Origin of the sequence: Dietzia cercidiphylli (assembly GCF_039531545.1) — a bacterium.
Lineage (GTDB): Bacteria > Actinomycetota > Actinomycetes > Mycobacteriales > Mycobacteriaceae > Dietzia > Dietzia natronolimnaea.
The window spans coordinates 106,196-129,611 of the sequence record NZ_BAAAQG010000013.1; the positions used below are offsets into that span (position 1 = coordinate 106,196).

Sequence of the window (23,416 nt, forward strand, 5' to 3'; positions counted from 1 at the left end):
TCACCCCACGACGGAGTCGGCCGTCGCGAACGACATGGGCGGAGACAGCGTCGATATGGTGGCGACCTCAGCCGATGAGCGGGGCGACCCGGAACAGCCCGACAGAAGCACGCGGCGCCGGGCCCGACAACCGGGCGGCACGATCGACAGCATCGCTGCAGGGCCCACTGCTATCAGCCTTCTGGTTAAGTGCCGATAATCTACATTATGTAAAGTCAAAGCTGCTGAGTTGTAGATCCTGCGAACTCGACACCTCCACCGAATCGCCCCTCGCCCACATTGCCCAACAGCCCACGTGACCTGCACACCCTCAGGTGCCAGGCTGTCGCTTGAGCCCTTGGTGCGCCTTGGCCGCTGGGCCATAGCGAAGCGTCGGGCAACCCTGCCACCAGCGACCTCTTGCCGAGTTTCGCATTAAGTGCGATAATTTCGCACATATCGCGAACCATTATTGGACGGTGCGAGATGTCGAAGCAGGATCTGCCTCCGGGATCGGCGCGGCTGCAGCTGGCCGACGGTATCGCTGTCCTGCGGCCGGAAACCGCAGTGTTCGAGGCGATGGTCACCGGATGGTCCCACCAACAAATGGCACGGAACCTCTCTGCCGGCACGATCTCGGCGCAGGTAGCAACGATCCGGCGGTTCCAGGACTTCTGTGAGGTCGAGGGACCGTGGGCCTGGACGCCCGCGATGGCCGATGACTGGATCACCGAACTGCGCGGGATCCACGGCCTCGCACACAGCACGATCCTGAGTTACCAGGGTGCGCTGCGGCACTTCATGGACTACCTGCTCGACCCGGCCTACGAGTGGGCCCAGCAATGCCAGGACCGGTTCGCCACCCATCCCGTACAGATCATCACCGAGGCCAACTCGGCCCGCCACGCACACGAGAGCCCCGGCGACCCGCGCAAACGCGCGTACAGCACCGACGAGCTGCAGGACCTGTGCGATACCGCAGACGCGCAGGTCACCCACCGCTTTCAGGTCGGCGCGAAAGGGGCGATGGTGGCGCTGCGCACCGCGACGATCACCAAGGTCGCCTACGCCTGGGGCCTACGGCGCAACGAAGTGCGCATGCTGGACCTGACCGACTTCGGACCAAACCCGCGTGCACGGCAGTTCGGCCGCTTCGGGGTCTGCTACGTCCGCTACGGCAAGCCCAGCAAAGGATCCCCCACCAAACGGCGCGGCGTCCTGACCGTCCCGGAGACCGCATGGGTGATCGACTGCCTCGAGCAGTGGATCGACCAGGGACGCCCAGGCTTTGACCAGGCCACCGGGACAGCATTGTTTCCGACCGAGCGATCCGATCGGATCTCGAACGGGGCACTGTCCCACAGCTTCTCTGACCTCTGTGACACAGCCGGCCTGACCGACCCCGGACTGGACTTTCACTCCCTGCGCCGCAGCTACGTCACGCTGCTGGTCGAGTGCGGCTACGACACCCGCTTCATCCAAGAGCAGGTCGGACACGAGTACGCCTCGACCACCTCGCTCTACACCTTCGTCTCCCCCGACTACCGCAGCCGCGTCGTGGCCGCCGCGCTCCGCGCCGCAGCCGGCCACCTGCCCGAAAGGACCAACAGGACATGAAGCACCGGATCGCCTACCAGTGGCGACTACGCCAAATCATGACCGACCGAGACATGCACAACCTGTCCGACCTGATCACCCCGCTGCACGAGGTCGGCATCGAACTCTCCGCCTCCCAGCTCTACCGACTCCTCGGACGCACCCCGGACCGGCTGCCCCTGACCCTGCTCGGCGCCCTGTGCCACGTCCTGGACTGCACCGTCGAGGACCTCTGCGGCTTCCGCGTCGACACCGCCCCCTCACGACGCACCGCCACGGCCACGGACGTCTCCCCCGCAGCTGATGGTCCGCTGCGGCCGAAGCGGGCTCATATTCACCGACCCGGCCCACCGGACTAGACAATCCGCGGCGGCGAGCACATGGCTGACACATCGAAGTACCACTGCACACGGTGCCACGACGAGCGGCAGCATCGCGGCGTGCGCTGGCCCGAGGGCTTCGTCTGCCGCCGCTGCTACCAACAGGCCACCCGCCGACGCGGGACCTGCCCCAGCTGCCAGCGCCCAGACCGGCTCCTACCCGGCCTGGACGACACCCAGGCCATCTGCACCGACTGCGCCGGAATCGACGACCCCCGGCTGACCTGCACCCGCTGCGGCGACCAAGACGAACCCCACCGCCGAGGACTCTGCGCCCGATGCTGCCTCACCGACGACCTGACCGCCCTGCTCACCACCGCCGACACCGGCCACATTTCCACCGAGCTGCAGCCCCTACTCGATGCGCTGACCAGCCAAGACCACCCGCGAAGTGCACTCATCTGGCTACGCAACCCCGACGTTCGCCAGCTCCTGGACGGGTTCGCGCAACACCGCTTGACCATCAGTCACGACACCTTCGCCCACTACCCCGCCGAACGCACCGCACGCCATCTCCGGGACCTGTTCATCAGCTGCGGAATCCTCGCACCCTACGACCGCAACCTCGACCGCTTCACCAGCTGGCTCAAAAAGAAGCTCGCCTCCACACCAATTCACCAATCGCAGCAGGTCATCACCGGATTCGCCACCTGGCATCACCTGCGCAAACTCCGCGCCCGCTCCCAGCGCCAACCCCTGGAGAACGGGCCGATCGCCAACGCCAAGCAGGAGATCACCGCCGCGATCGACTTCACCAACTGGCTCTACACCCGTAACACGCCACTGGCGCAAGCGACACAATCCGACATCGACGCCTGGCTCGCCACCGGGCCGACCACCCGCAGCATCGCCAGAATGTTCGTCAGATGGTGCATCACGCATCAACACATAACCGCCCACCTGGAGTTCCCCTACCGACGTGCTCGAACCCACCCCATGACCAGCGACGATGAGCGCTACGCCCGATTGACGACGATCCTGGGACACCGTGACACCCCGGTGTGGGTTAAAGCCGCCACCGTCCTGCTGCTGATCTGCGCGCAACCAGTTTCGCGCATCGCCGCCATCAAACTGGACGCACTGCGGACCGACGACAGCGGCAGCCTGTGGATCCGATTCGCCGACGCCGAGGTAGAACTCCCACCTCCTCTCGCCGACCCCGTGACTGAGCTCATCGCACAGCGGCCCAACATGAACACCGCCGCCAACCAGACATCCCAATGGCTATTTCCCGGAGTCACTGCAGGCCATCACATCAACCCGCAGACCCTGATGGGAAAGCTCCGCGCCAACGGAATCGACCTCCAAGGCGCACGCAACAGCGCGATGCGCGAACTGGTCCGCGCCATTCCTCCAGCGATCGCGGCAACCCAATTCGGATACAGAGCTCAGACAACCGAGCGACACGCATTCATCAGCGGTACCAACTGGAGCGCCTACCCCGAACTCCGCCAGGAACCCGACACCACAGAACCCGGCACCTGACCAGTAAGAGCCCCGACCTGCTGCGGGAGAATCTCTGCAGCCCATGGGTCAGATGCTCACGGCCTCGTGCTCACGTCACGCCCCCACCGACGCCGACCCGTCTCAGTGAGCTCGTTCGACCGCGATCCGTTCGATCCGCGGCAACGCGAGAGCCAGCACCGGTAGGTATCCCGCCGCCCAGACCGGGGCCCCGAAGCTGACGACACACCCGCCCGGCACTCCGATGACCTCGTGCCGGGTCGCATTCACACCGGCCACCCTCCACGCCCACAGTCGCCGATCAACGAAGTCGGTGATCTCGAACGGCAGGGACAGGCCCGCCACGGTCGTGACCGTCCCCCGCGCACCGGCCGTCAAGCCGGAGTCGCCGTCGACCCGGGCATCCGAGACGGTGGGCCCCCATCGCGGCCAACACCGCACATCGGTGATGACCGTCCACACGGTCTCCGGGTCCACGTTCATCCGCAGTTCGGTCGTCCACATCCCGCGCCGAAGCGTCGTGCGGACTCTGATCATCGAACTCAGCCACGTGGCGGATGCGAGGTGTGTCATCGTCCGGCCCGGCCCCCCAGCTCCCGGCCCTGTCCGCCAACTCCTCGCGGTGGGCCGCTCCACCCCGGCGACAGCGGACTCCCCTGTTCGCGGACGCGACGGATCATCATCCCATGGTGGCAGAGCACCGCGCAGGCGCAACCGTCGACGGTGGTCACCACCACACCCCAGCGGAACCCGCCGAGTCAGCTGGTCCGGTCCAGGATGAGCCGAACCGCTTCCCGGGGCGCGTCCCACTGCGGGAAGTGGCCGCACCGATCGAACCAGTGCAGTGTGGCGTCGGGGAACGCGCGCGCGGCTCGGTGAGCCTGGGCCGGAAGCGTCACCAGATCGCGGCGACCCCAACCGATGGTGACCCGTCCCGGGACCGAGCCCGCGGGGGCGCCCTGCTGCTTCGGGCCCTTCGTCAGCGCGTCCATCGCCGCGCCCGTCGCAGGCGCGTCGGCCAGTCCCGCCACGTCGGGCAGCACGGTCCGCGCCGGCAGGGCCCAGGGGCGCACGGAGAGCTGCGCCAGCAGCGCGGTCCGACTCACCGGATTACCCAGCAGAACCGGAAGCGCTCCGCGCAGTGCGCTGACCAGGGCGATCGACGGTCGCAGGGTGGCGCTGAAGATCGCCAGCTCACGATCGCTCCAGAATCCACCGGGGTCCAACGCCACGGTGTCACCACCGACGCCGCGCCGGGCCAGCTCGAGCACGATCCGCCCACCCATCGACTGCCCGGCCGTGGAGACCCCGTGCAGACCCGACTCGTCGATGAACCGGGCGACCGAGTCGGTCAACGTCGCTATGGAGACCTCACCGTCGAGCGGAGGGGACTCGCCGAACCCCGGCAGGTCGACCGCGATGATCTCCCGGCTCGCGGCCAGGTCGTCGATGATGGGCTCCCACGATCGCCACCCCGCGCCGAGGCCGTGTACGAGAAGTAGTGGACTGCCCTGACCGCGTCGAACATGATGCAACGTCATCAGTCAAGCCTACGGAGTGCGCGGCGGACAGGTCGCGTGCGACGTGCCACGATCGGGGCCCGGTGCCCGGGTCCGAGGTGGCAGACCGGCGACGACGGATGGGACGATCGAGAGATGCGCACCCCGGACGGCATCGACCGCGATCGTGACGAGGACGGCCGCGCGCGCAACGCGCGTCCCCGCGACGAACTCGGCCGACCTCTGCCACCGGGGAGCGTCGGAGTCGAGCGCATTCCCGACGACCTGGACCTGTCCCCCGACGAATCGCTGGCGTGGGCGCAGGACCTGCTGGACCGCGGCCTCGCCTTCCACGCGCACGAGGTGCTGGAAGGCGCGTGGAAGAGCTCCCCCGCCGACGAGCGGGAGCTCTGGCAGGGCCTCGCCCAGCTGGCAGTGGGCATCACCCACATCCAGCGTGGCAACACCACGGGGGCCCTGGCGCTGCTCGAGCGTGCGGCCGACCGTATCGGTGGCCGGGACGGCCCGGCACCCCACGGGATCGATGCCGCCGGATTGGTCACCCACGCAAACGACCTCATCACCGAACTCCGCCGAGGGACAGTCCCCGCTCCCCCTCGACTGAGACCGCATCTGAAGCACGGGCCACGTCCGCGCTAGGGCGTCGTCACCGTTCGGGACGGCCTTTCAGCCGCGCGCGGCCCGCTGGTGATCCGCGGTGTACGCGGCGAGGACCTCTCGGACTCCGGCGTCCCCCTCCCGGCCGGTGAATTGGCTGAGTGGCACCGCGAGGCGGTCCAGCGACGCCGACAAGGTACGAGCCCCGACACGCGCCTCCACGGTGTCGACCTCCGCGACGGCATCACACAGCTCCAGCGCGTAGTGCACCTGGCGGGGCAACGCCTGGTAGGGATTGGCCTCCTGGAAATAGTAGGTCTCCGAATGCTGTGTCAGATCCACGGTCACGACGTTGATCTCCGCGGCGAGGCCCTCCGTCACCCGCGAGATGGTGTCCGGGGGAGGTCTCGAACCGCCGCGGCGAAGTCGGCTTCCGCCAATCCGTGGAGCCGCAGGGCCAGTGCGCTACGACGCGAGAGCGGCGGATAGATCTGCATGAACCAGGTGAGGGACGCGGTCAGCAGCGCGAACCCCGTCAGTGCCTCCACCGGGGCCAGAAAACGGATGAGAGGTTCCGTGGCCACCACGTCCCCGAACCCCAGGGTGGCCAGGGTCACGAGGGACACGTAGAGCGCCTCGGCGGCGACCGGGTGTCGACCGGGGTCGATTCCGGAGGAGTAGTCGAATCCGTCCGGGACGTGCGGGAGGTAGACCAGCGCCCACCCCACTGCCTGCAGCAACACCCAGACCAGAACAGTGACCACCATCCCCGCGGGGCCCACGATCGAGCCCAGACGGTGCCCGAACCGCCGGGAGACCGCCCACAGTGCGGAGAACACCACCTTGCTGAGTGCCGCCTCGCTGCGTGGGTGCATCAGCGCGCGAAACACGTCCATCAGGCCGAGAGCGATGATCCCGGCGCCGACCACGGTGTGAACGGGCGGCGGCGGGCCGCAGTCATGGGTGGCACAGGGTGGCCCCACCCGGCGGACGTCGAGGGTCGTCCTCACGCCGCCTCGGCACCGCGCGCCGTGCTCGGATGCTATCCCTTCGCCTGGCGGGCAGCGTCTCGGGTGCATGGGCGGCCCGAGCCGACGGGCCGGACGCCACCGGGTGTGGCCGTGCGCGGGATCCGCGCCACACGCTTCCGTCTCCACGGGTCCGGGCCCCGGGGATGCGCGTAGCGTCAGGGGCACGCACCCGTCAAGGCTGGGAGATCGACCCATGAACACTGTCAACGACACCGCCGATCGCATACTCGCCCGAGCTGCCGACGCCCCGCACGGCCGACACGCCGAGATCATCGTCCACGAAGGACCTCTCCGCCAGTCGCTGTTGGCCCTGACGGCGGGCACCGAACTCGAGGAGCACAACTCTCCCCCGGCAGCGAGCCTCTACCTGCTCCGGGGGGCGGTGCGGGTGACCGGCGAGACCACGGTCGACATCGGCGCCGGCGAACTCCACGCCCTCACCCACCACCGGCACGCCGTCACGGCCCTGGAGGACTCGGTCTTCCTCCTCACCACCGTCACCGGCATCGAGGGAACGGGCAGCCACACCGATCCGCCCTCTGCCTGAGCCGATCCCGACCGCGGTGTCCCGGAGACGGTGTCCCGACGCGGGAGCTCTGTCGCCGAACCCCTGACGCCGAACCCCTGACGCCGTACCCCTGGCGCAGTGCCGGCGAGTGACGGACACTGACGAGATGCGCACGCGCCACGTCAGCACGGTGATCCACCGCTCCCCGGCGGACGTCTACGACCTCGCCTCCGACCACACGAAGCTCGCCACCTGGGCGTCTGGGCTGGCCACCGCGCAGGCCTCCGTGGACGGCGACACCCTGGTCGTCGACTCCCCCATGGGGAGGGTGAGCGTCCGATTCGTCCCCAGGAACGACTTCGGGGTCCTGGACCACGAGGTCACCCTGCCCGACGGCGCGATGGTCCACAATCCGCTCCGGGTCCTGCCCCATCCGGACGGCGCGGAGGTGGTCATGACCGTCCGTCAGCTCTCCGACGACGACGACGAGTTCGAGCAGGACGCTGCCACCGTGGCAGCCGACCTGGATCGACTCAAGGGCCTCCTCGAGGGGGAACGTATTCCGGTCCCCCCGTCTTCTGCGCGTCCCGCCGCACAGGCGGATATCCGTGTGGCGGGTCCGGCGGACGCGACCTCACTCGGGCGCATGCTCCACGACTTCAACACCGAGTTCGACTGCGCCACCCCGAGCGCGGCAGAGGCGGCGACACGGTTCGAGCGACTCCTCGAGCGCGAGGACGTCCTCGCCGTCGTCGCCGGACTCCCCCGGGGCCGCGAGGCCGGGACCGATGTCGGCTTCGCCTTTCTCACCCTTCGCCCGACCCCGTACTGGGACGGTCCCCTGGCCCAGCTCGAGGACCTCTACGTTCGTCCGGACCTCAGGGCCGCCGGCATCGGAACCGGGGTCCTGCACCGGTCGGTGTCCGAGGCCCGACGGCGCGGCTGCGAGGAGATACTCATCAACGTGGACTCGGACGATCTCGGCGCCCGGCGGTTCTACGAACGTCACGGCTTCTCCGACCACGACCCGGACACCGGCTCCGGGATGCGGTGCTACCTGCGACAGCTCTGACCCCTGAGGGTTCACGCCGCGTCAGCCGACGGTTCCGGACTCCTCGGGAAGGATGTGGCGCAGGATGTCCGAGATCGTGATCACGCCGACGAACCGGTCGTGATCCATGACCGCGGCGAGTTGCTCGCTCCGCTCCCGCGACACCGCGAGCGCCTCGTACACCGGCGTCCGGGTGTCGAGCAGCATCACCGGCCTGGCCAGGTCCCGCGCCGGGTGGCCCTCCTGCTCCATCAGCGTGTCGCGCACATGCACCACCGCCGGAGTGGAATCCCCGTCGAGGAGGAGGATGCGCATGTGTCCCGTCCGAGCCGCGGCCTCCTGGACCTGCGCCACGGTGGCCTCCGCGGCCACCGCGGTAGGTGCCCTGTCGGTGTCGACGAGTGACCCCACCGTCAGTTGATCGAGGCCGAGCGCTCCGGTCAGCGGGGAACTGAACGTCTCGTCCAGGGCGCCGACCGACGCCGAATGCTCGACGAGTTGCCGGATCGTGGCGGCATCCTGACCTCCCACCGCGGCCCTCTCGACCGGGGTGACACCGCTGGCGGAGACCAGTCGGTTGGCGACCTCGTTCACCCACCGCAGGAGCGGCCGGAAGACCCAGATGAAGCCCCGGGAGGGAATCCCGATGAACTTGGCGGAGAACTCCGGATGCGCGATGGCCCACGACTTGGGGGCCATCTCCCCCACCACCAGGTGGAGGAACGTCACGAACAGCAGTGACAGCGCGAACGCGGCGCCCCCGGCCACCTGTACCGGCGCGCCCAGGGAGGCGAGGACAGGCCCGAGCCAGGCGTCGACGGCCGGCTTGGTGACCGCGCCCAGTGCGAAGGTGCAGGCGGTGATCCCCAGCTGGGCGCCCGCGAGCATGACGGTCAGCTCGTTGATCCCCCGCAGGGCGGCCCGCGCCGAGGCGCTCCTCTCCGCGTCCTTCTCGAGCCGGTGCTGACGAGCCCCGAGAAGCGCGAACTCGATCACCACGAAGAAGGCGCTCAGGACGATCAACGCCACGGTGATCGCGGCGACGACGAGTGGATTGTCCATCACTGCTCCTCCCCCCGTCCCGGCTCGAGCCCGTGTCCCGTCGCGGGGTGTCCGTCGTCCCCGGGACGCCCGGAGTGCTCCTCCTGGGAGTCCACCAACCGGACCAGCAGTTCGCCGGGGACCAGCCGGGTCACCTCGAGGACCTCGATCTCCAGGGCGAACTGAAGCGGTGTCTCGGCGATCAGTTCCCGGGGCTCGATCGGCAGTTCGACCCGCACGGTCTGACCCACTTCCGGGAATTCGCCGTGAGCGGAGATGGTCAACCCCGCCATGGTCTCGTAATCTCCGTGCGGAAGCTCATGACCGAGCGATCTCTCGGCCTCGTCGACGTGGACGTCACCGTCCATCCGCCAGATCCCCTCGTCCACGACCGCGATGACCGACTCGGGTTCCGTGTCGTGTTCGTCGGTCAGCTCCCCCACCAACTCCTCGGCCAGATCCTCGATCGTCAACACGCCCGCGAAGCCCCCGTACTCGTCGACCACCGCCGCGAGCTGCGTCTTCGACCGGGTCAGCGTCGACAGCGCATGGGGCAGGGACATCAACGAGGGCAGGACCACCGGTGGGCGCATGATCTCCGAGACCGGGGTGTCGACCTTCGCTCCCACGCGGAGGAGGTCGGCCAACTGAACGACCCCCAGCGGCTCCAGAGTCTCCGAGACCACCGGATACCTCGTGTGTCCCGAGGCCATCAACGTCCGGACCTCTCCGACGGTGTCATCCGGGCCCACCACGCTGGTCTGGGGACGCGGGATCATCGCGTGCTCGACGGTGCGATCCGGGAAGTCCAGGATCCGGTCGATGAGGACCGACAGGTTCTCGGGCAGATCGCCGCTCTCCCGGGCGTCCGCCACGATTCGCTCGAGATCCTCGGCGGTCGCCGTGGAGTCCAGATCGTGGACCGGTGTGACCCCGACCAACCTGAGCAGCAGGTTCGCCGCCCGGTCGAACACCACGATGAGCCAGCCGAACACGGTCAGGTAGAGGGTGGTGGACCGCGCCAGCCCGCGGGCCAGGGGCTCCGGACTCGCGATCGCCAGGTTCTTGGGATACAACTCGCCGAAGATCATCTGCACGACGGTCGCGGCCACCAACGCCAGGACGGTGCCCACCGTGACGCTCACCGCCGCGGGGACTCCGACCCCGCCCAGGAGGGTCCCCAGCGATTCGCCGACCAGTGGTTCGGCCACGTACCCGACCAGCAGGCCGGTGACCGTGATGCCCAACTGGGCACCCGACAGCATGAAGGACGTCCGTTGCGTGACCCTCAGTGCCCGCTGGGCGGCGACGTCTCCGGCCTCGGACAGTGCCTTGAGCCTGTTCCTGTCCACGGACATGTAGGCGAATTCCTGTGCCACGAAGTAGCCGTTCGCGGCGATGATGGCCAGGATCGCGAGGATTCCCAGCAACAACATCAGAAGGGTCATGACCACGGGGCCACCTCCCCCCTCGGGAGACGCCGTGTCGGCACTCGAGCGCCGTGGACCTGAGAAGAACGAGGAGGGCGACTAGGCCCCGGGTCGTCGTCCGACCCGGTCCTTTCAGAGGGGGTACCCATCAGGGCTTCTCACACACTCCGTTTCGTGTGTCGATGTGGATGACTCCCCGAGTATGACGCAATCCGCCCCCCGGGACCACGACTCCCCGGCCGCGGTCACCGTCCCGGGGTGACAGGGCGGACGGTGAGGGTCTGCGCGAGGGTACCGATCGGGCCCGACTCGTCGTGCAGGGTGCTCGAGGTGAGCCCGAGCCCGCCCGGACCGAAGCTCACCCGGGTGTCGAACCCGACCCACTCCCCTCGTGGCTCGCGGAAGAGGTGGGCGGTGAGGTCGATGTTGGGGAACTGCACGTCCTCGGGAGCCGCGCGGACCGCCATTCCGTTGGCGATGTCGAACAGTGCTGCCGACCGGGCCAGCCCGCCCACCGACTCGCCTGCGACCAGCGGGACGTCGGTGCGCACCCAGTAGCGAGCCCTCCCCGGCCCGACCGAGTCCCGGCGGACCTCCGCGGACGCCAGGTACCCGCCCTGCCAGACCGAGGTGGGGTCCCACTGCGGCATGTCGGTCGGTCCCGGGATCAGGTCGAGGCCGACGGCCTCGAGCTCCGTGGTGTCTCTCGGTTGCTGCAGCCAGGCGCGCAGGCGCACTCCCACGCGATCCGCGAGTCCGTACGTGGCCTCCACGAGCTCGATGGTGCGCCCCGGTCTGACCACCTGCACGTCCACCGCGACCGGGTCCATGGGCACGGTGCCGAGGATCTCGTAGGTCAGGCGCGAGATCACCATGGGATCGTCCCGCCGACGTCGTAGATCACCCTCCACCTCGTGCACGAGCAACCCGAACGACGGGCCGATGTGCTGCACCGCCGGATCCCAGGCCCCGGTGGTGTGTGAGGTCGGGTCGAACCATCGGTCACCGAGTCGCTCGAAGTACGCCACGCATGCCCCCATCGAGTGAACTGTCACTAACTGACTACCACGTGATGAGGGGACCGACCGTGAATCGGCACCCACCGTCACCCGCGTGCGGTTGACTCTGATCCGGAAGCACGAGCCCGACCCTGCGCCCAGGAGTGACAGATGACCGCCGAGCAGTACGACACCTTCGACACCCCTGTCGACGACAGGTACCTCGACGACTATCAGGAAGGACGCACGTACCGCTTCGGTGAGGAGTCGGTGGACGCCGAGGAGATCATGGAGTTCGCCCGCAGGTATGACCCGCAGAGCATCCACACTGATCCCGAGGCGGCCGCTCACGGCCCGTTCGGAGGACTGATCGCGAGCGGCTGGCAGACCGCGGCGCTCATGATGCGCCTGTTCGCCGACAACTACCTCACCGCTGTCGCGAGCCTGGCGTCCCCCGGGATCGACGAGCTCCGCTGGGTCCGGCCGCTGCGACCCGGCGACCGTCTCACCCTGATCTGCGAGACGACCGGTGTCCGCCCCTCCAGGAGCAAGCCTGACCGCGGGGTGCTCACCACGGATGTGACGCTGGTCAACCAGGACGACGAACCGGTCCTCACCGCCACGGCGCTCAATATGGTCGCCCGCCGCTGAGCCGTCTCAGAGCCTGGGCGTGAGGTGGAAGAGAGGCAGGTGCCTGGTCGTGCGGGTGGCGTAGATCTCGTAGTTCGGCCACACCTTCACGGCGGCGTCCCAGGCCGACGCCCGCTCGTCCTCGGCCACCTCCCGCACGTCCACGGTGAGCCTGGCGCCGTAGACCGACACGTCGACCTCGCCCTCCCCCGCCGCGCGGAGGTTGTGCACCCACGCAGGAGCCTTCTCGCCCCCCCAGTTGGAGCCGACGACCACCAGGCCGTTGCGCCACGATGCGAACAGCAGCGGGGTGTCGCGCGGCTCACCAGACTTCCTGCCCGGGACGTGCAACGTGAGCGTGGGCAGCCCCGCCACCCGGAGCAGCGGGACGCGGCCACCGGAGATCCTGTTCATCCACTTGTCGACCGTCACCACGAGGTGGGAGTTCTCCCGCGTCGCGTCCTGACGTCCGAACCAGATCGCGATCGGGGTGAGAAAGTTGCTCATGAACGAACCCTAAGACGTGGGCGGACCATCACGGTGGGTCAGGGTGCTTTTCGCCGTGGCGACCACCTGGACGGACTCGAGCCACCCCCTGCGCAGCCCGGCCTCGAGCGCCGCGAGATGGAACGCCCACATGCGCCGGTACACGGCGTCGAACCCCAGTGCCGCCGCGTCCCGCCCCCGGAGGGCGAACGTCTCGGACCACAACCTCACCGTCTCGGCGTGGTGCGACGTCGCCTCGATCCGCCCCAGCAGACGCAGCCGCGGAGAGCGGTCGATGGCCGAGACCAGTTCCGACCAGGGCACCACGGGGCCCGCCTCGGAGACGTACCTCGAGCCCCACGCGGCGAGTTCGACGACCGCCGGTCGGGGGCGCTCCGGGGACACCACCGCGGCGATCGCGAGCCTGCCGCCGTCAACCAGCAGCCTCTCAGCCGCGTCCAGGACCTCCGCGTATCCGGCGACACCCGCCGTGACCCCGGGATCGACCGCGACCACCGCGTCGACCTTCCCCCGCGCGTCCGCCGGCCCGCCCAGGAAGAGCGTGATCTCGTCGTCGAGCCCCGCCGCCGCGAATCTCGACCCGAGGGCCGCCAGGCGCTCGGTCGACGCGGTCATCGTCCGTACGTGGGCCCCGCGCTCGGCGGCCCGCATCGGCAACTCACCCCACCCGGGAGTGGCGACGAGGGCCCGGGTGCCGGCCCCGACGCCGGCAAGGGTGAGCAGCGTGTCGGCCGACCGCCGTTGGGCGTCCCCCAGGTCGTTGCGCCGGGGGGGCGACGCCGGGACCTCGAGGTGGACCACGTCGGTCCCGTCCTCCATCCGTGCACGGGTGCGTGCACCGGAGGCGAACACGGCGCCCGCCGTCGACATCGTCTCGTCGGTGTAGAGGGAGGTGAGCGCACCGGGAACGGAATCCTCGAGCTCCACCACCACCGGTCCCCCGCGCCGTCGCCCACCACCGGGGCTCCCGCGACCATCGCGCCCGTAGGCTCGTTCACCCGGGTGGGCGCAGTCGGAGTTCCCCGCGATCCACGGGCCGAGGGTTCCTATGGCCGCGCCGAGGTCGGTGGTCGTCCACTCACCGGCCATGTAGGACTCTCCCAGGCCGAGCACCCCGGCGGACGCGAGGCGCGCCCAGAAGCGCTCGGGCTCCCGCAGGACCACTCGGACGGGGGCGTCGTACTCGCCCGCCGCCGTCGAATCCGGGTAGTCGATCCTCAGACCGAGGTCCCTGGTCGACCTCCTCAGGGCCTGGGCGACCTCCCCCGCGGCCTGTCCGCCCATCCCGTCCGGCTCCGCGAGCGCGGGCCAACGATCGAGGTCGACGGTCTGCGGTTCGAGTCTGACCACCGGGTCCCTCCTCAGGGGTGTCGTCAGTGGGACGGTACCGCCGCACGTCGCCCGGGCGGGTCAGGCGCGACGGGGGGAGCGTTCACCGCGGCGAGCCCACTACGTGTGCACCGGCTACCGCATACCACTACCCTGGGGACTCGTTCCCGCGCGTGACCCGCCCGGGGACCCGATCGGCGAGCCCCGCGCTCACCACGACAGTCTCACCTTCACCAGGAGCCGCCATGACCGAGCCCGCACACGACCAGGTCACCGCCACCGCACCGGCCGGACGCCGGCACCGAGTCGTCATCATCGGGTCCGGCTTCGGCGGGCTCTTCGCGGCCCAGCAACTGAAGAAGGCGGATGTGGACGTGACCCTGGTCGCCAAGACCGGGCACCACCTCTTCCAGCCGCTTCTCTACCAGGTCGCGACCGGCATCCTCTCGGTGGGCGAGATCGCCCCGCCCACCCGGCTCATCCTGCGCGATCAGAAGAACGTCACCTGCATCCTCGGTGACGTCAACAAGATCGACGTGGCCGCCAAGACGGTCTACGCCTCGGCAGGTCACATCAAGTTCGACCTCGAGTACGACAGCCTCATCGTGGCCGCCGGCGCCAATCAGTCGTACTTCGGCAACGACCACTTCGAACGCTGGGCCCCCGGCATGAAGACCGTCGACGACGCCCTCGAACTGCGCAGCCGGATCCTCGGCTGCTTCGAGCAGGCGGAGGTCACCGAGGACGACGAGGAGCGCCGCCGCCTCCTCACGTTCATCATCGTGGGCGCGGGACCGACCGGTGTCGAGATGGCCGGGCAGGTCGCGGAGCTGGCCCAGCACACCCTGAAGAACACCTTCCGCCGTATCGATCCCGCCTCCGCCCGGGTGATCCTCCTGGACGCGGCCCCCGCCGTCCTCCCGCCGTTCGGCAACAAACTGGGCAACGCGGCTCGGGCCCGGCTCGAGAAGATGGGCGTCGAGATCCAGCTCAACGCCATGGTCACCGATGTGGACCAGCGCGGGATCGAGGTGAAGGACCCGGACGGTTCGGTCCGCCGGATCGACGCCACCTGCAAGATCTGGTCCGCGGGCGTCCAGGCCAGCACGCTCGGCAAGATGCTCGCCGACCAGACGGAGGCCGAGATCGATCGCGCGGGACGGGTCCTGGTGCAGAAGGATCTCTCGCTGCCCGGGCACCCCGAGATCTTCGTCGTCGGCGACATGATGAGTCTCGACAAGCTCCCCGGCGTCGCACAGGTCGCCATCCAGGGCGGCAAGTACGCCGCGAAACAGATCATGGCCGAGGTCGAGAAGGGCAGGTCCCCCGCCGAGCGACCGCCGTTCAAGTACTTCGACAAGGGCTCCATGGCCACCGTGTCGCGTTACAGCGCGGTGGTGAAGGTGGGCAGGCTGGAGATCTCCGGCTTCATCGCCTGGGTGATGTGGCTCGTGGTGCACCTCGCGTACCTCATCGGGTTCAAGAACCGCCTGACCACCATGTTCTCCTGGGGAATGCACATGGGCGGTGACCACCGCTCCCAGCTGACCTCCACGCAACAGTGGGTCTACGGTCGACAGGCCATCGAGCGCGTGGCGGCCCATGAGAAGGCCCGCTCGGCGGAGGAGGCCCGCGACCGGGCCGTGGAGACCACGTCGATCGGCGACTGAGGCGCGACGACTCAGCCGGTTCGGCGAGTCGATCGGTTCCGGGACGAGCGCCCGGCGGGACATCCCGCCGGGCGCTCTCGCAGTTCTGCCCCGGTTGTCGCCGCGCGCCCCGGGCCGGACAGGGCTTCTCGCCCGGCGACCGGGCCTACTGGAGGTTCGCCAGCCGGACCTGACCCACGGCAGCGAGTCGCCCCTCGTCATCGGTGATCTCGACACGCCACAGCTGCTGGCTGCGTCCCCGGTGCACGGGGGTACCTGTCGCCGTGAGCGTGCCCTCGGTGACGGCCCGCAGGAAGTCGGTCGAGTTGTTGACCCCGACCACCTTGCCCTCACCACCGAGCCACACCGCGCCCGCCACACTCGCGACCTCCTCGGCGATGGCACAGTAGACGCCGCCGTGGACGATCCCGTAGGGCTGGTGCAGGTGCGGCGCGATGTCGACCGAGACCACGACCCTGTCGGGAGTGATCTCCCGGTAGTCGATGCCGATCCCGCCGCCGAAACCGGTTCCGGACCGTCCCCGGATCAGTTGGATGAACTCGTTCTCGACCGCGTCGGACATCGGACCTCTTCTCCCGGCCCGGGCCGTCCGGGCGATTCGGGTACAGACGCTACCGCGCCTGCGCGTCCGCGGAGGCGAGCCATGCGGGGTCAGGCGGGGTCAGGCGGGGTCAGGCGGGATCAGCGGACCGAGCGCCAACCCCTGTCGCGCACCGGGATCGGTCCCGATCCGGGCGTTCGCGGAAGGGCGCTGCGCCGCCGTACCGCCAGGCCGGAGTCGTGGAGCGCCTGCAGCACCAGCTGTCCGCGGCGGTATCCGGTCTCCGCACTCGTGTCGGCGAAGGTCGGGACGATCGTCGCGGCACCCAGCACGCACTCCCCGACCACCGACCACAGGGTGTCGACGCTGCAGTTGCTCACGCGGGAGAGATCGTCGAACACCGGACTCAGGGTCATGCGTGACCGGCAGGCGAGCCACTGCGCGAGGGCCTGCTCGCACGGCAGGACAACGGTCCCCGGCGAACCCGCGGACGGATCATCACAGAGCAGTCGCAAGGTGGTGTCCCGGACGCCCGCCCAGTCGAGCCCTCCCTCGATGTCGGTGCGGACCGCGAGGTTCTCCGCACCCGTGTCCCACACCCGGCCGATGGTGACGAAGCTCGCGACCGCCCGGCCGATCACCCCGTGGGCGAACGCGTCGGCGACGAGGTACGTCGAGAACCGGATGTCCCCGGACTCCGCGAAGTAGTTGCGGAACATCGTCTCGACACGTCCGCCGTCCACCGCACGCTCCAGCGGAACCCACCGGCGGCGGGACTGGGTACCGAGATCCGCGATCGAGTAGAACTTCGGGTATCCCGGTCTGAACCCGGCGAGTATCTCGACCGTGTCGTCGAACACCGTGCGCGTACCCACGATCTGTGTGGGCAGCATGGAGCTGGTCATGTCTGCTGCTTCCCCCTCGCTGATCACTTCTCACTCGGGCCGCCTGCACACCGGCGCCACACCGCGGCGCGTTTCCCCCCGTTCCGCGGGTGCACCGGTGTCCCGGCCCGGTAATAAGTGATACAACACACCACCTCGTACAACCAAGGATTTCGGACCGGTTCCGGCAATCGTTGCACTCAGTGCACCACTGACCTGTCAGCAAACACTCAGGTTCGCGGATGCCCGCCGGACGGCCCGTCTCCCCCATCGATGCAGGTCCACTGCCCGGGAACCCGTGGACTACTCTGAGACACATGAGTACTGAGCGCGAGGACGCGCAGCCGACCTCAGACACCAACGGGACCGCCGACATCGGAGTCACCGGACTCGCCGTGATGGGCTCGAACATCGCACGGAACTTCGCCCGCCACGGGTACACGGTCGCCGTACACAACCGCTCCGCCGGCAAGACCGACGCTCTCCTGGACGAGCACGGCCGGGACGGGGACTTCGTCCGCACCGAGACCATCGAGGAGTTCGCCGCCGCACTCCGGTCGCCGCGACGTGCGCTCGTCATGGTTCAGGCCGGAGCACCCACCGACGCGGTGATCGACGCCCTCGCCGAGGCGTTCGACGAGGGCGACATCATCATCGACGGGGGCAATTCCCTCTACACCGACACCATCCGCCGGGAGAAGGCGATGGCCGACCGCGGGATCCGGTTCATCGGCGCCGGGATCTCCGGCGGCGAGGAGGGCGCCCTCGAGGGCCCGTCCATCATGCCGGGTGGCCCGGCCTCCAGCTACGAGGTCGTCGGGCCCATGCTCGAGGACATCTCCGCCAAGGTCGACGGGACCGCGTGCTGCACCCACATCGGCGAGGACGGCTCCGGCCACTTCGTGAAGATGGTGCACAACGGGATCGAGTACTCGGACATGCAGCTCATCGGCGAGGCGTACCACCTCCTCCGCGGTGTGGCGGGGATCGAGCCGGCGGCCATGGCCGAGGTGTTCCGCGAGTGGAACACCGGCGAACTCGACTCCTACCTGATCGAGATCACCGCGGAGGTGCTCGCCCAGGTGGACGCCGAGACCGGGTATCCCCTGGTCGACGTGATCGTCGACCGCGCGGGCCAGAAGGGCACCGGCCGCTGGACGGTCAAGTCCGCACTGGATCTGGGAGTCCCGGTGACCGGTATCGCCGAGGCCGTCTTCGCCCGCGCCCTGTCCAGTTCGGTACCGCAGCGCGAGGCGGGCCGCGCGCTGCCCTCCGGCGCGGTGTCGACCCCGAGCGGCACCGGCCCAGAGTTCATCGAGGACGTCCGGCGCGCGCTCTACGCGTCGAAGGTCATCGCCTACGCTCAGGGATTCGACCAGATCACCGCTGCCACCGCCGAGTACGGGTGGGATGTGGCGAGGGGCGACCTGGCCACGATCTGGCGTGGGGGATGCATCATCCGCGCCACCTTCCTCGACCGCATCCGCGAGGCCTATGCGGAGAACGCCGATCTCCCCACTCTCCTGGCCGCCCCCTACTTCGCCGAGGCGCTCGCCGACTGCGTCGACAGCTGGCGGCGCGTCGTCACCACGGCGGTGACCGCGGGTATCCCGGCGCCCGGGTTCTCGGCGGCCCTGGCCTACTACGACGGGCTCCGGACCGAACGACTGCCCGCCGCGCTCATCCAGGGACAGCGCGACTTCTTCGGCGCCCACACGTACCTGCGGACCGACCGCGAGGGCAGCTTCCACACTCAGTGGAGCGGCGACCGTACGGAGGTGCGGGCCTGACCGGGCCGGCTCGGACCGATCTGGGCCGTCTACTCGCCGGGCTCGGCGTCGCGGTCCCGGTCAGACACGCCGTCTCCACCGTCGTCGACGGCCCGGCGAGCGCGATCCAGATCGCCGCGCTCGACGACGCCGTCGCGGGCCGCGACCTCCTCGCGGTCGCGCCGACCGGCTCCGGCAAGACCCTGGTGTTCGCGATCGCCGTGGCGCACCGACTGGCCGGGGCCCCGAGCCGGCCTCTCCGGCCGCGTGCCGTCGTGGTGGCCCCGACCCGCGAGCTGGCGGTGCAGAACGCCGAGATCCTCGCCGAGGTCGGCGCGGGCGCCGGGCTCCGTGTCGCCACGTTCGTCGGCGGTCAACCGCTGTCCAAGGACCGCAGAACCCTGGTGGCGCCGGTCGACATCGCGGTGGGCACCCCTGGACGCCTGACCGATCTGATCCGGACGGGGGCCCTGTCCACCACCGACGTGCAGGTCCTCGTCCTGGACGAGGCGGATCACCTGATGGGGCTCTCCTTCGGCGAGCAGACCGCCTCATTGCTCGCGGACTGTGCTGACGCGACGCTCCTGTCGACGACGGCCACGGCGGACGCCGCCGTCGAGGACGATCTGCGCCGCCGACGCCACGGACTGTGTGTCCACCGCGTGGACTCCCCCGTCGACCCGACCCCGGTGACGGTCGCCGCCGGCGCCCCCCGCCAGCTCATCGTCGTCTCCGCACCGGACCCGGAGGAGTACGCGATCGCACTCGCCGCCCGCTGCCGCAGGGCATTGTTCTTCGTCCCCCGCCGCGACGCGGTCGAGGAGTTGCGCGCCTCCATCGCGGCGACCGGGGTCACGGCGGCCGGCGTGGCGGGTTCCGCCTCCCCGACCAGGCGCGCCGGCGCATTCGCCGATCTCGCCTCGGGCGCCGTCAGGGTGCTCGTGAGCACCGACCTCGCCGGACGCGGCCTCGATCTCGACGGGATCGGCCACGTCATCCACGTCGGGCCTCCCCACTCGGTCCAGGACCTCGTCCACCGCTCCGGCCGTACCGGACGTGGTGACGACACCGCCGGCGTGGTGGCCGCGATTGTCAGACCCTCGGAGGTCGCCCGGATCAGCGCGCTGGCACGCGAGGTCGGCATGGACGTCGAGCTCGTCGACCCCTCCGGCCCCCGGGCCGCGCGCCTCCTCGACGACCTCTTCGGGCCGGAGATCGCGCCACCCCGGCGACGGCGGGAGTCCGCTCCCCCGGCGCGATCCCGACGGCCCGCCCAGTCCCGGGTGCACCGCCCCAAGAAGAAGCGACGGTCGTGAGCCCGCGGCGCCAACCCGCCGACCCGGTTCTGGTGCCCGAGCGCCTCTGGCGGGCGCTGGAGCGCCGGCACACCGAGGCCGTCGACTCGCTGACCACCGACCACCTCGAGCGTCGACGACGAGGCGAGCCGCACCCGGTCGCGGACTTCCTGTTCACCTACTACCGGACGAGCGTCGCCACCGTCCGACGCTGGCATCCCGGCCCGGGGATCATCCTGGAGAACGCCCACCTGACCGAACGGGCGCAGTGGCGCCACTACGAGCGGACCTCCCTGCGCGGTCGGTCCGGACTGATCGTGGATCCCACGTCCGTCCTGTCCCGATGCGGCCCCCGCCTGTCCCGCGCGCGCGAGATCGTCGAGGCCACCGCGTCCAGGCCGGGCGCACTGGGTTGTTTCGGCCTTCACGAGTGGGCCATGCTCTACCGGGGAGGCGACGATGCCGTTCGTCATCCCCGGGTGCCCCTCCGGGTATCTCAGCCACTGATCGACGACGTCGTCGACGGATCCCGGCTGCGGTGCACCCACTTCGACGCCCTCCGGTTCTTCACCGAGGCCGCCGTCCCCCTCAACAAGGACGTCCTCACCCGCGCCGAACAGGTCCGCAACGAGCAACCGGCCTGCCTGCACGCCGGTATGGATCTCTACTCGTACGTGGTGGACATGGAGGCCGGCGCCCCCGGCGAGCTCCTGGTGGACACGTTGGCCGCGGCCTTCGACGCCCGCGAGGTCGACATGCGGTCCTCGCCCTATGACCTGTCCGCCTGGGGACTCGACCCGATCCCGGTGGAGTCCCCCGAGGGACGAGCGGTCTTCGTCGCCCACCAGCGCGGATGGGTCGCGCGGACACAGGGGCTCCGCGCCCGGTACCTGGAGGCGGCGCGGGCCCTGGAGTCGACGAACCCCACCTGCCCGGCCGGCGCCGGACGACCGCCGGTCAGGCGGCAACCGCCCCGAACAGCCGCTGGGCCACCTCGGTGATGACGCTCCCGAGCTCGGCGTAGGCGTCGTCACCGGCCGTGGCCGTGCGGAGCACCAGACCCATCGTCCGGCCCGGTGCGGGCTCGACGAACCTCGCGACCCCGATGCCGGGGTCGCGGCTCTCGGACACCACGGCCGACTCCGGCACGATCATCACCCCCAGCCCCCCGGCGACGCACCTCACCGCGGTGGTCAGGGACGCCGCCCGCGACCCACCACGACCCAGGATCGGAGCCGAGACCCGCCGGCACAGGTCGACGGTCTGGTCACGGAGGCAGTGCCCCTCGTCGAGCATCAGCAGTGGGAGATCCACGAGGGCCTCGAGGGAGAGGCCCTCCTGCCCGGCGAGCGGGTGGTCGGCCGGGACGAGGAGAGCGAACGGTTCGGTGTACAGGGGCATACCGATGGCACCCGCGGCATCGGTGGGAAGGGCCATGATCGCGACGTCGATCGCCCCCGAGCGCAACTGCTCGAGCAGTCTGGCGGTCTGATCCTCGACGATCCGTGGCCGCAGATCCGGGAAACGCTCGGTCAGGGCGGGCAGCAGCCCCGGCAGGAGGTAGGGCGCCGCCGTGGGGATCACACCGATGCGGACGTCGCCCGACAGCGGCCCCCCGCTATCGGCGGCGATGTCGGCCACCGCGTCCATCGCGCCCACCGCGGCCCGTGCGAACGGGAGGAGCTGGTGCCCGACCGGTGTGACGAGCACCGTCCTGGTACTCCGTTCGACCAGGTGAACCCGGAGTCCCTCCTCCAGAGTCGCCAGGGCCTGGGAGAGCGACGGCTGGCTCATTCCCAGCTCCTCAGCGGCACTGCGGAAGTGGAGACGCTCCGCGACAGCGAGGAACACCCTGAGCTGGGTCACGCTCGGAACGAACCGCTGATTGGCCATGTCGATGAGTGTAGGACGATCAATAGCCCCACGTCGATGATTATTCACCCTCCCCTATGGGTGATCTTCACCTCATTAGGCTTTACCTCTCACTGCGCGTCGGGCATAGTCTCCCCTGCCCGTTCAAGAACGGCCCATAACCCAGGAGGATCACATGGCACTTCTCACCATCGGCGATCAGTTTCCCGACTTCGAGCTCACCGCACTCAAGGGCGGCGACCTCCAGCAGGTCAACGCCCAGCAGCCCGAGGACTACTTCGAGACGATCACCAACCAGTCGTACGCCGGCAAGTGGCGGGTGATCTTCTTCTACCCGAAGGACTTCACCTTCGTCTGCCCCACCGAGATCGCCGCGTTCGGCAAGCTCGACGAGGACTTCCAGGACCGCGACACGCAGGTCCTCGGTGGCTCGATCGACAACGAGTTCGCGCACTTCAACTGGCGCGCGACCAACGACGAGCTCAAGGGTGTCCCGTTCCCGCTCCTGTCGGACATCAAGCACGAGCTGATCCGCGCGCTCGGTGTCGAGAACGCGGACGGGGTCGCCGACCGCGCGACCTTCATCGTCGACCCGGACAACGTCATCCAGTTCGTCTCGGTGACGCCTGATGCCGTCGGCCGCAACGTGGACGAGGTCCTCCGTGTCCTCGACGCCCTCCAGTCGTCCGAGGTCTGCGCCTGCAACTGGCAGAAGAACGACCCGACGAAGAACATCAACAAGATGGACATGCTGCAGGAGGGCATCAAGTGACCATCGAGAACCTGAAGTCCGGGCTCCCTGAGTTCGCGAAGGATCTCAAACTGAACCTCGGCTCCCTGGCGCGCTCGACGGAGCTGTCGCCGCAGCAGCTGTGGGGGACCTTCCTGGCCACCGCCGCGGCGACCCGGTCCGAGACCGTGCTGTCCGAGATCGCCGACGAGGCGCGCGAGCACCTGTCCGACGAGGCGTTCAACGCCGCCCTCGGTGCTGCGTCCATCATGGCCATGAACAACGTGGCCTACCGCGCCAAGGAGTTCCTGGGCGACGATTACGCTCAGGTCCGGATGGGCCTCCGGATGAACATCATCGCGAACCCGGGGGTGGAGAAGGCCGACTTCGAGCTCTGGTCGATGGCCGTCTCGACGATCAACGGGTGCGAGAACTGCACCGCCGCCCATGATGACGTCATCCGCAAGGAGGGCATCACCAAGGAGCAGGCCTGGGAGGCAGTGAAGATCGCCGGCACCGTGGCCGGCGTCGCGCAGGCTGTCGAGATCCACGCCAACATCTGACGCCGTAGTCCGGTCAACGGACCCGGAGCCC

Annotated in this window: 25 protein-coding genes; 13 read left to right on the forward strand and 12 right to left on the reverse strand. The window is 69.3% G+C overall.

Annotated elements, in window-relative coordinates; translation table 11 throughout:
* The first annotated feature begins 465 nt into the window (after positions 1 to 465).
* From ABD250_RS13560 to ABD250_RS13570, 3 genes are all read left to right on the forward strand, one after another.
* The gene (locus ABD250_RS13560) at positions 466 to 1,596 is read left to right on the forward strand and encodes a tyrosine-type recombinase/integrase (protein WP_344392784.1); all 1,131 of its coding nucleotides are present in this window, start codon (positions 466 to 468) and stop codon (positions 1,594 to 1,596) included.
* Entirely contained in the window at positions 1,593 to 1,934 is a 342-nt protein-coding gene (locus ABD250_RS13565; protein ID WP_131886530.1) for a helix-turn-helix domain-containing protein, read from the forward strand. The genes ABD250_RS13560 and ABD250_RS13565 overlap by 4 nt, the downstream gene beginning before the upstream one ends.
* 81 nt (positions 1,935 to 2,015) lie before the next feature.
* A complete protein-coding gene (locus ABD250_RS13570) occupies positions 2,016 to 3,440 on the forward strand; it encodes a hypothetical protein (RefSeq protein ID WP_131886529.1) in 1,425 nt (474 codons plus the stop codon).
* Between the two features lie 102 nt (positions 3,441 to 3,542).
* Here ABD250_RS13570 and ABD250_RS13575 read toward each other — a convergent pair whose 3' ends face one another.
* A complete protein-coding gene (locus tag ABD250_RS13575; protein ID WP_182658900.1) occupies positions 3,543 to 3,923 on the reverse strand; it encodes an SRPBCC family protein in 381 nt (126 codons plus the stop codon).
* A 254-nt stretch (positions 3,924 to 4,177) separates the two neighbouring features.
* Positions 4,178 to 4,960 (reverse strand): alpha/beta fold hydrolase, encoded by a 783-nt coding sequence (locus ABD250_RS13580; RefSeq protein ID WP_182658902.1) that lies wholly within the window; start codon positions 4,958 to 4,960, stop codon positions 4,178 to 4,180.
* A gap of 114 nt (positions 4,961 to 5,074) precedes the next feature.
* Between ABD250_RS13580 and ABD250_RS13585 the strand changes: the two genes are divergently transcribed.
* The gene (locus tag ABD250_RS13585) at positions 5,075 to 5,578 is read left to right on the forward strand and encodes a DUF309 domain-containing protein (RefSeq protein ID WP_182658903.1); all 504 of its coding nucleotides are present in this window, start codon (positions 5,075 to 5,077) and stop codon (positions 5,576 to 5,578) included.
* A gap of 27 nt (positions 5,579 to 5,605) precedes the next feature.
* On the opposite strand, the gene ABD250_RS13590 is transcribed toward ABD250_RS13585, so the two are convergent.
* Both ABD250_RS13590 and ABD250_RS13595 read right to left on the reverse strand, forming a co-directional pair.
* Positions 5,606 to 5,917, reverse strand: a complete 312-nt coding sequence (locus tag ABD250_RS13590) for a hypothetical protein (RefSeq protein WP_206685747.1) — start codon at positions 5,915 to 5,917, stop codon at positions 5,606 to 5,608.
* Entirely contained in the window at positions 5,914 to 6,546 is a 633-nt protein-coding gene (locus ABD250_RS13595; protein ID WP_344392791.1) for a potassium channel family protein, read from the reverse strand. The genes ABD250_RS13590 and ABD250_RS13595 overlap by 4 nt, the downstream gene beginning before the upstream one ends.
* Positions 6,547 to 6,760: 214 nt before the next feature.
* Here ABD250_RS13595 and ABD250_RS13600 point away from each other — a divergent pair, with 214 nt between their 5' ends.
* Entirely contained in the window at positions 6,761 to 7,114 is a 354-nt protein-coding gene (locus ABD250_RS13600; RefSeq protein ID WP_182616271.1) for a cupin domain-containing protein, read from the forward strand.
* 127 nt (positions 7,115 to 7,241) lie between these two features.
* A complete protein-coding gene (locus ABD250_RS13605; RefSeq protein ID WP_182658904.1) occupies positions 7,242 to 8,147 on the forward strand; it encodes a GNAT family N-acetyltransferase in 906 nt (301 codons plus the stop codon).
* A gap of 21 nt (positions 8,148 to 8,168) precedes the next feature.
* Here ABD250_RS13605 and ABD250_RS13610 read toward each other — a convergent pair whose 3' ends face one another.
* From ABD250_RS13610 to ABD250_RS13620, 3 genes are all read right to left on the reverse strand, one after another.
* Positions 8,169 to 9,188: a CNNM domain-containing protein gene (locus tag ABD250_RS13610; RefSeq protein WP_182644097.1), complete on the reverse strand. Its 1,020-nt coding sequence runs from the start codon at positions 9,186 to 9,188 to the stop codon at positions 8,169 to 8,171.
* Entirely contained in the window at positions 9,188 to 10,615 is a 1,428-nt protein-coding gene (locus ABD250_RS13615) for a hemolysin family protein (protein ID WP_194306975.1), read from the reverse strand. The genes ABD250_RS13610 and ABD250_RS13615 overlap by 1 nt, the downstream gene beginning before the upstream one ends.
* A gap of 227 nt (positions 10,616 to 10,842) precedes the next feature.
* Complete coding sequence (locus tag ABD250_RS13620) at positions 10,843 to 11,625, reverse strand: acyl-CoA thioesterase domain-containing protein (protein ID WP_182658907.1); 783 nt, start codon at positions 11,623 to 11,625, stop codon at positions 10,843 to 10,845.
* Positions 11,626 to 11,766: 141 nt separating this feature from the next.
* Between ABD250_RS13620 and ABD250_RS13625 the strand changes: the two genes are divergently transcribed.
* Complete coding sequence (locus ABD250_RS13625) at positions 11,767 to 12,246, forward strand: MaoC family dehydratase (protein ID WP_179525234.1); 480 nt, start codon at positions 11,767 to 11,769, stop codon at positions 12,244 to 12,246.
* Positions 12,247 to 12,252: 6 nt separating this feature from the next.
* Here the strand turns inward: ABD250_RS13625 and ABD250_RS13630 are convergent, their stop codons facing one another.
* Positions 12,253 to 12,732 carry a nitroreductase family deazaflavin-dependent oxidoreductase gene (locus ABD250_RS13630; RefSeq protein ID WP_182609972.1) on the reverse strand — a complete coding sequence of 160 codons (480 nt, stop codon included), beginning with the start codon at positions 12,730 to 12,732 and terminating at the stop codon, positions 12,253 to 12,255.
* A 9-nt stretch (positions 12,733 to 12,741) separates the two neighbouring features.
* Positions 12,742 to 14,082: a class I SAM-dependent methyltransferase gene (locus ABD250_RS13635; protein WP_344392798.1), complete on the reverse strand. Its 1,341-nt coding sequence runs from the start codon at positions 14,080 to 14,082 to the stop codon at positions 12,742 to 12,744.
* A 224-nt stretch (positions 14,083 to 14,306) separates the two neighbouring features.
* Between ABD250_RS13635 and ABD250_RS13640 the strand changes: the two genes are divergently transcribed.
* Entirely contained in the window at positions 14,307 to 15,731 is a 1,425-nt protein-coding gene (locus ABD250_RS13640) for an NAD(P)/FAD-dependent oxidoreductase (protein WP_179525231.1), read from the forward strand.
* A 145-nt stretch (positions 15,732 to 15,876) separates the two neighbouring features.
* On the opposite strand, the gene ABD250_RS13645 is transcribed toward ABD250_RS13640, so the two are convergent.
* Positions 15,877 to 16,293, reverse strand: a complete 417-nt coding sequence (locus tag ABD250_RS13645; RefSeq protein ID WP_179525230.1) for a PaaI family thioesterase — start codon at positions 16,291 to 16,293, stop codon at positions 15,877 to 15,879.
* Positions 16,294 to 16,412: 119 nt separating this feature from the next.
* A complete protein-coding gene (locus ABD250_RS13650; RefSeq protein WP_182616261.1) occupies positions 16,413 to 17,177 on the reverse strand; it encodes a hypothetical protein in 765 nt (254 codons plus the stop codon).
* A gap of 296 nt (positions 17,178 to 17,473) precedes the next feature.
* Here ABD250_RS13650 and gndA point away from each other — a divergent pair, with 296 nt between their 5' ends.
* Genes gndA through ABD250_RS13665 form a run of 3 tightly spaced genes read left to right on the forward strand, consistent with a single transcriptional unit; the run spans position 17,474 to position 21,221 of the window.
* The gene (gene gndA / locus ABD250_RS13655) at positions 17,474 to 18,946 is read left to right on the forward strand and encodes an NADP-dependent phosphogluconate dehydrogenase (protein WP_179525228.1); all 1,473 of its coding nucleotides are present in this window, start codon (positions 17,474 to 17,476) and stop codon (positions 18,944 to 18,946) included.
* Entirely contained in the window at positions 18,913 to 20,241 is a 1,329-nt protein-coding gene (locus tag ABD250_RS13660) for a DEAD/DEAH box helicase (RefSeq protein ID WP_344392802.1), read from the forward strand. Before gndA ends, ABD250_RS13660 begins: the two co-directional genes overlap by 34 nt.
* Positions 20,238 to 21,221: a hypothetical protein gene (locus tag ABD250_RS13665; protein ID WP_338404164.1), complete on the forward strand. Its 984-nt coding sequence runs from the start codon at positions 20,238 to 20,240 to the stop codon at positions 21,219 to 21,221. The genes ABD250_RS13660 and ABD250_RS13665 overlap by 4 nt, the downstream gene beginning before the upstream one ends.
* Here ABD250_RS13665 and ABD250_RS13670 read toward each other — a convergent pair.
* Positions 21,178 to 22,113 (reverse strand): hydrogen peroxide-inducible genes activator, encoded by a 936-nt coding sequence (locus ABD250_RS13670; protein WP_182658421.1) that lies wholly within the window; start codon positions 22,111 to 22,113, stop codon positions 21,178 to 21,180. The two genes, ABD250_RS13665 and ABD250_RS13670, sit on opposite strands and share 44 nt — an antisense overlap.
* 154 nt (positions 22,114 to 22,267) lie before the next feature.
* Between ABD250_RS13670 and ABD250_RS13675 the strand changes: the two genes are divergently transcribed.
* Complete coding sequence (locus tag ABD250_RS13675; protein ID WP_179525225.1) at positions 22,268 to 22,864, forward strand: peroxiredoxin; 597 nt, start codon at positions 22,268 to 22,270, stop codon at positions 22,862 to 22,864.
* A complete protein-coding gene (gene ahpD / locus ABD250_RS13680; RefSeq protein ID WP_179525224.1) occupies positions 22,861 to 23,385 on the forward strand; it encodes an alkylhydroperoxidase, AhpD family in 525 nt (174 codons plus the stop codon). The genes ABD250_RS13675 and ahpD overlap by 4 nt, the downstream gene beginning before the upstream one ends.
* Positions 23,386 to 23,416 lie beyond the last annotated feature (31 nt).

What these genes read in the sequence shown, in the direction of transcription:
- gndA (WP_179525228.1), top strand. Translation starts at nt 17,474, where the DNA reads ATGAGTACTGAGCGCGAGGACGCGCAGCCGACCTCAGACACCAACGGG.
- ABD250_RS13645 (WP_179525230.1), bottom strand. Translation starts at nt 16,293, where the DNA reads ATGTCCGACGCGGTCGAGAACGAGTTCATCCAACTGATCCGGGGACGG.
- ABD250_RS13585 (WP_182658903.1), top strand. Translation starts at nt 5,075, where the DNA reads ATGCGCACCCCGGACGGCATCGACCGCGATCGTGACGAGGACGGCCGC.
- ABD250_RS13630 (WP_182609972.1), bottom strand. Translation starts at nt 12,732, where the DNA reads ATGAGCAACTTTCTCACCCCGATCGCGATCTGGTTCGGACGTCAGGAC.
- ABD250_RS13670 (WP_182658421.1), bottom strand. Translation starts at nt 22,113, where the DNA reads ATGGCCAATCAGCGGTTCGTTCCGAGCGTGACCCAGCTCAGGGTGTTC.
- ABD250_RS13610 (WP_182644097.1), bottom strand. Translation starts at nt 9,188, where the DNA reads ATGGACAATCCACTCGTCGTCGCCGCGATCACCGTGGCGTTGATCGTC.
- ABD250_RS13625 (WP_179525234.1), top strand. Translation starts at nt 11,767, where the DNA reads ATGACCGCCGAGCAGTACGACACCTTCGACACCCCTGTCGACGACAGG.
- ABD250_RS13600 (WP_182616271.1), top strand. Translation starts at nt 6,761, where the DNA reads ATGAACACTGTCAACGACACCGCCGATCGCATACTCGCCCGAGCTGCC.
- ABD250_RS13615 (WP_194306975.1), bottom strand. Translation starts at nt 10,615, where the DNA reads ATGACCCTTCTGATGTTGTTGCTGGGAATCCTCGCGATCCTGGCCATC.
- ABD250_RS13640 (WP_179525231.1), top strand. Translation starts at nt 14,307, where the DNA reads ATGACCGAGCCCGCACACGACCAGGTCACCGCCACCGCACCGGCCGGA.
- ABD250_RS13650 (WP_182616261.1), bottom strand. Translation starts at nt 17,177, where the DNA reads ATGACCAGCTCCATGCTGCCCACACAGATCGTGGGTACGCGCACGGTG.
- ABD250_RS13575 (WP_182658900.1), bottom strand. Translation starts at nt 3,923, where the DNA reads ATGTGGACGACCGAACTGCGGATGAACGTGGACCCGGAGACCGTGTGG.
- ABD250_RS13580 (WP_182658902.1), bottom strand. Translation starts at nt 4,960, where the DNA reads ATGACGTTGCATCATGTTCGACGCGGTCAGGGCAGTCCACTACTTCTC.
- ABD250_RS13565 (WP_131886530.1), top strand. Translation starts at nt 1,593, where the DNA reads ATGAAGCACCGGATCGCCTACCAGTGGCGACTACGCCAAATCATGACC.
- ABD250_RS13675 (WP_179525225.1), top strand. Translation starts at nt 22,268, where the DNA reads ATGGCACTTCTCACCATCGGCGATCAGTTTCCCGACTTCGAGCTCACC.
- ABD250_RS13560 (WP_344392784.1), top strand. Translation starts at nt 466, where the DNA reads ATGTCGAAGCAGGATCTGCCTCCGGGATCGGCGCGGCTGCAGCTGGCC.
- ABD250_RS13605 (WP_182658904.1), top strand. Translation starts at nt 7,242, where the DNA reads ATGCGCACGCGCCACGTCAGCACGGTGATCCACCGCTCCCCGGCGGAC.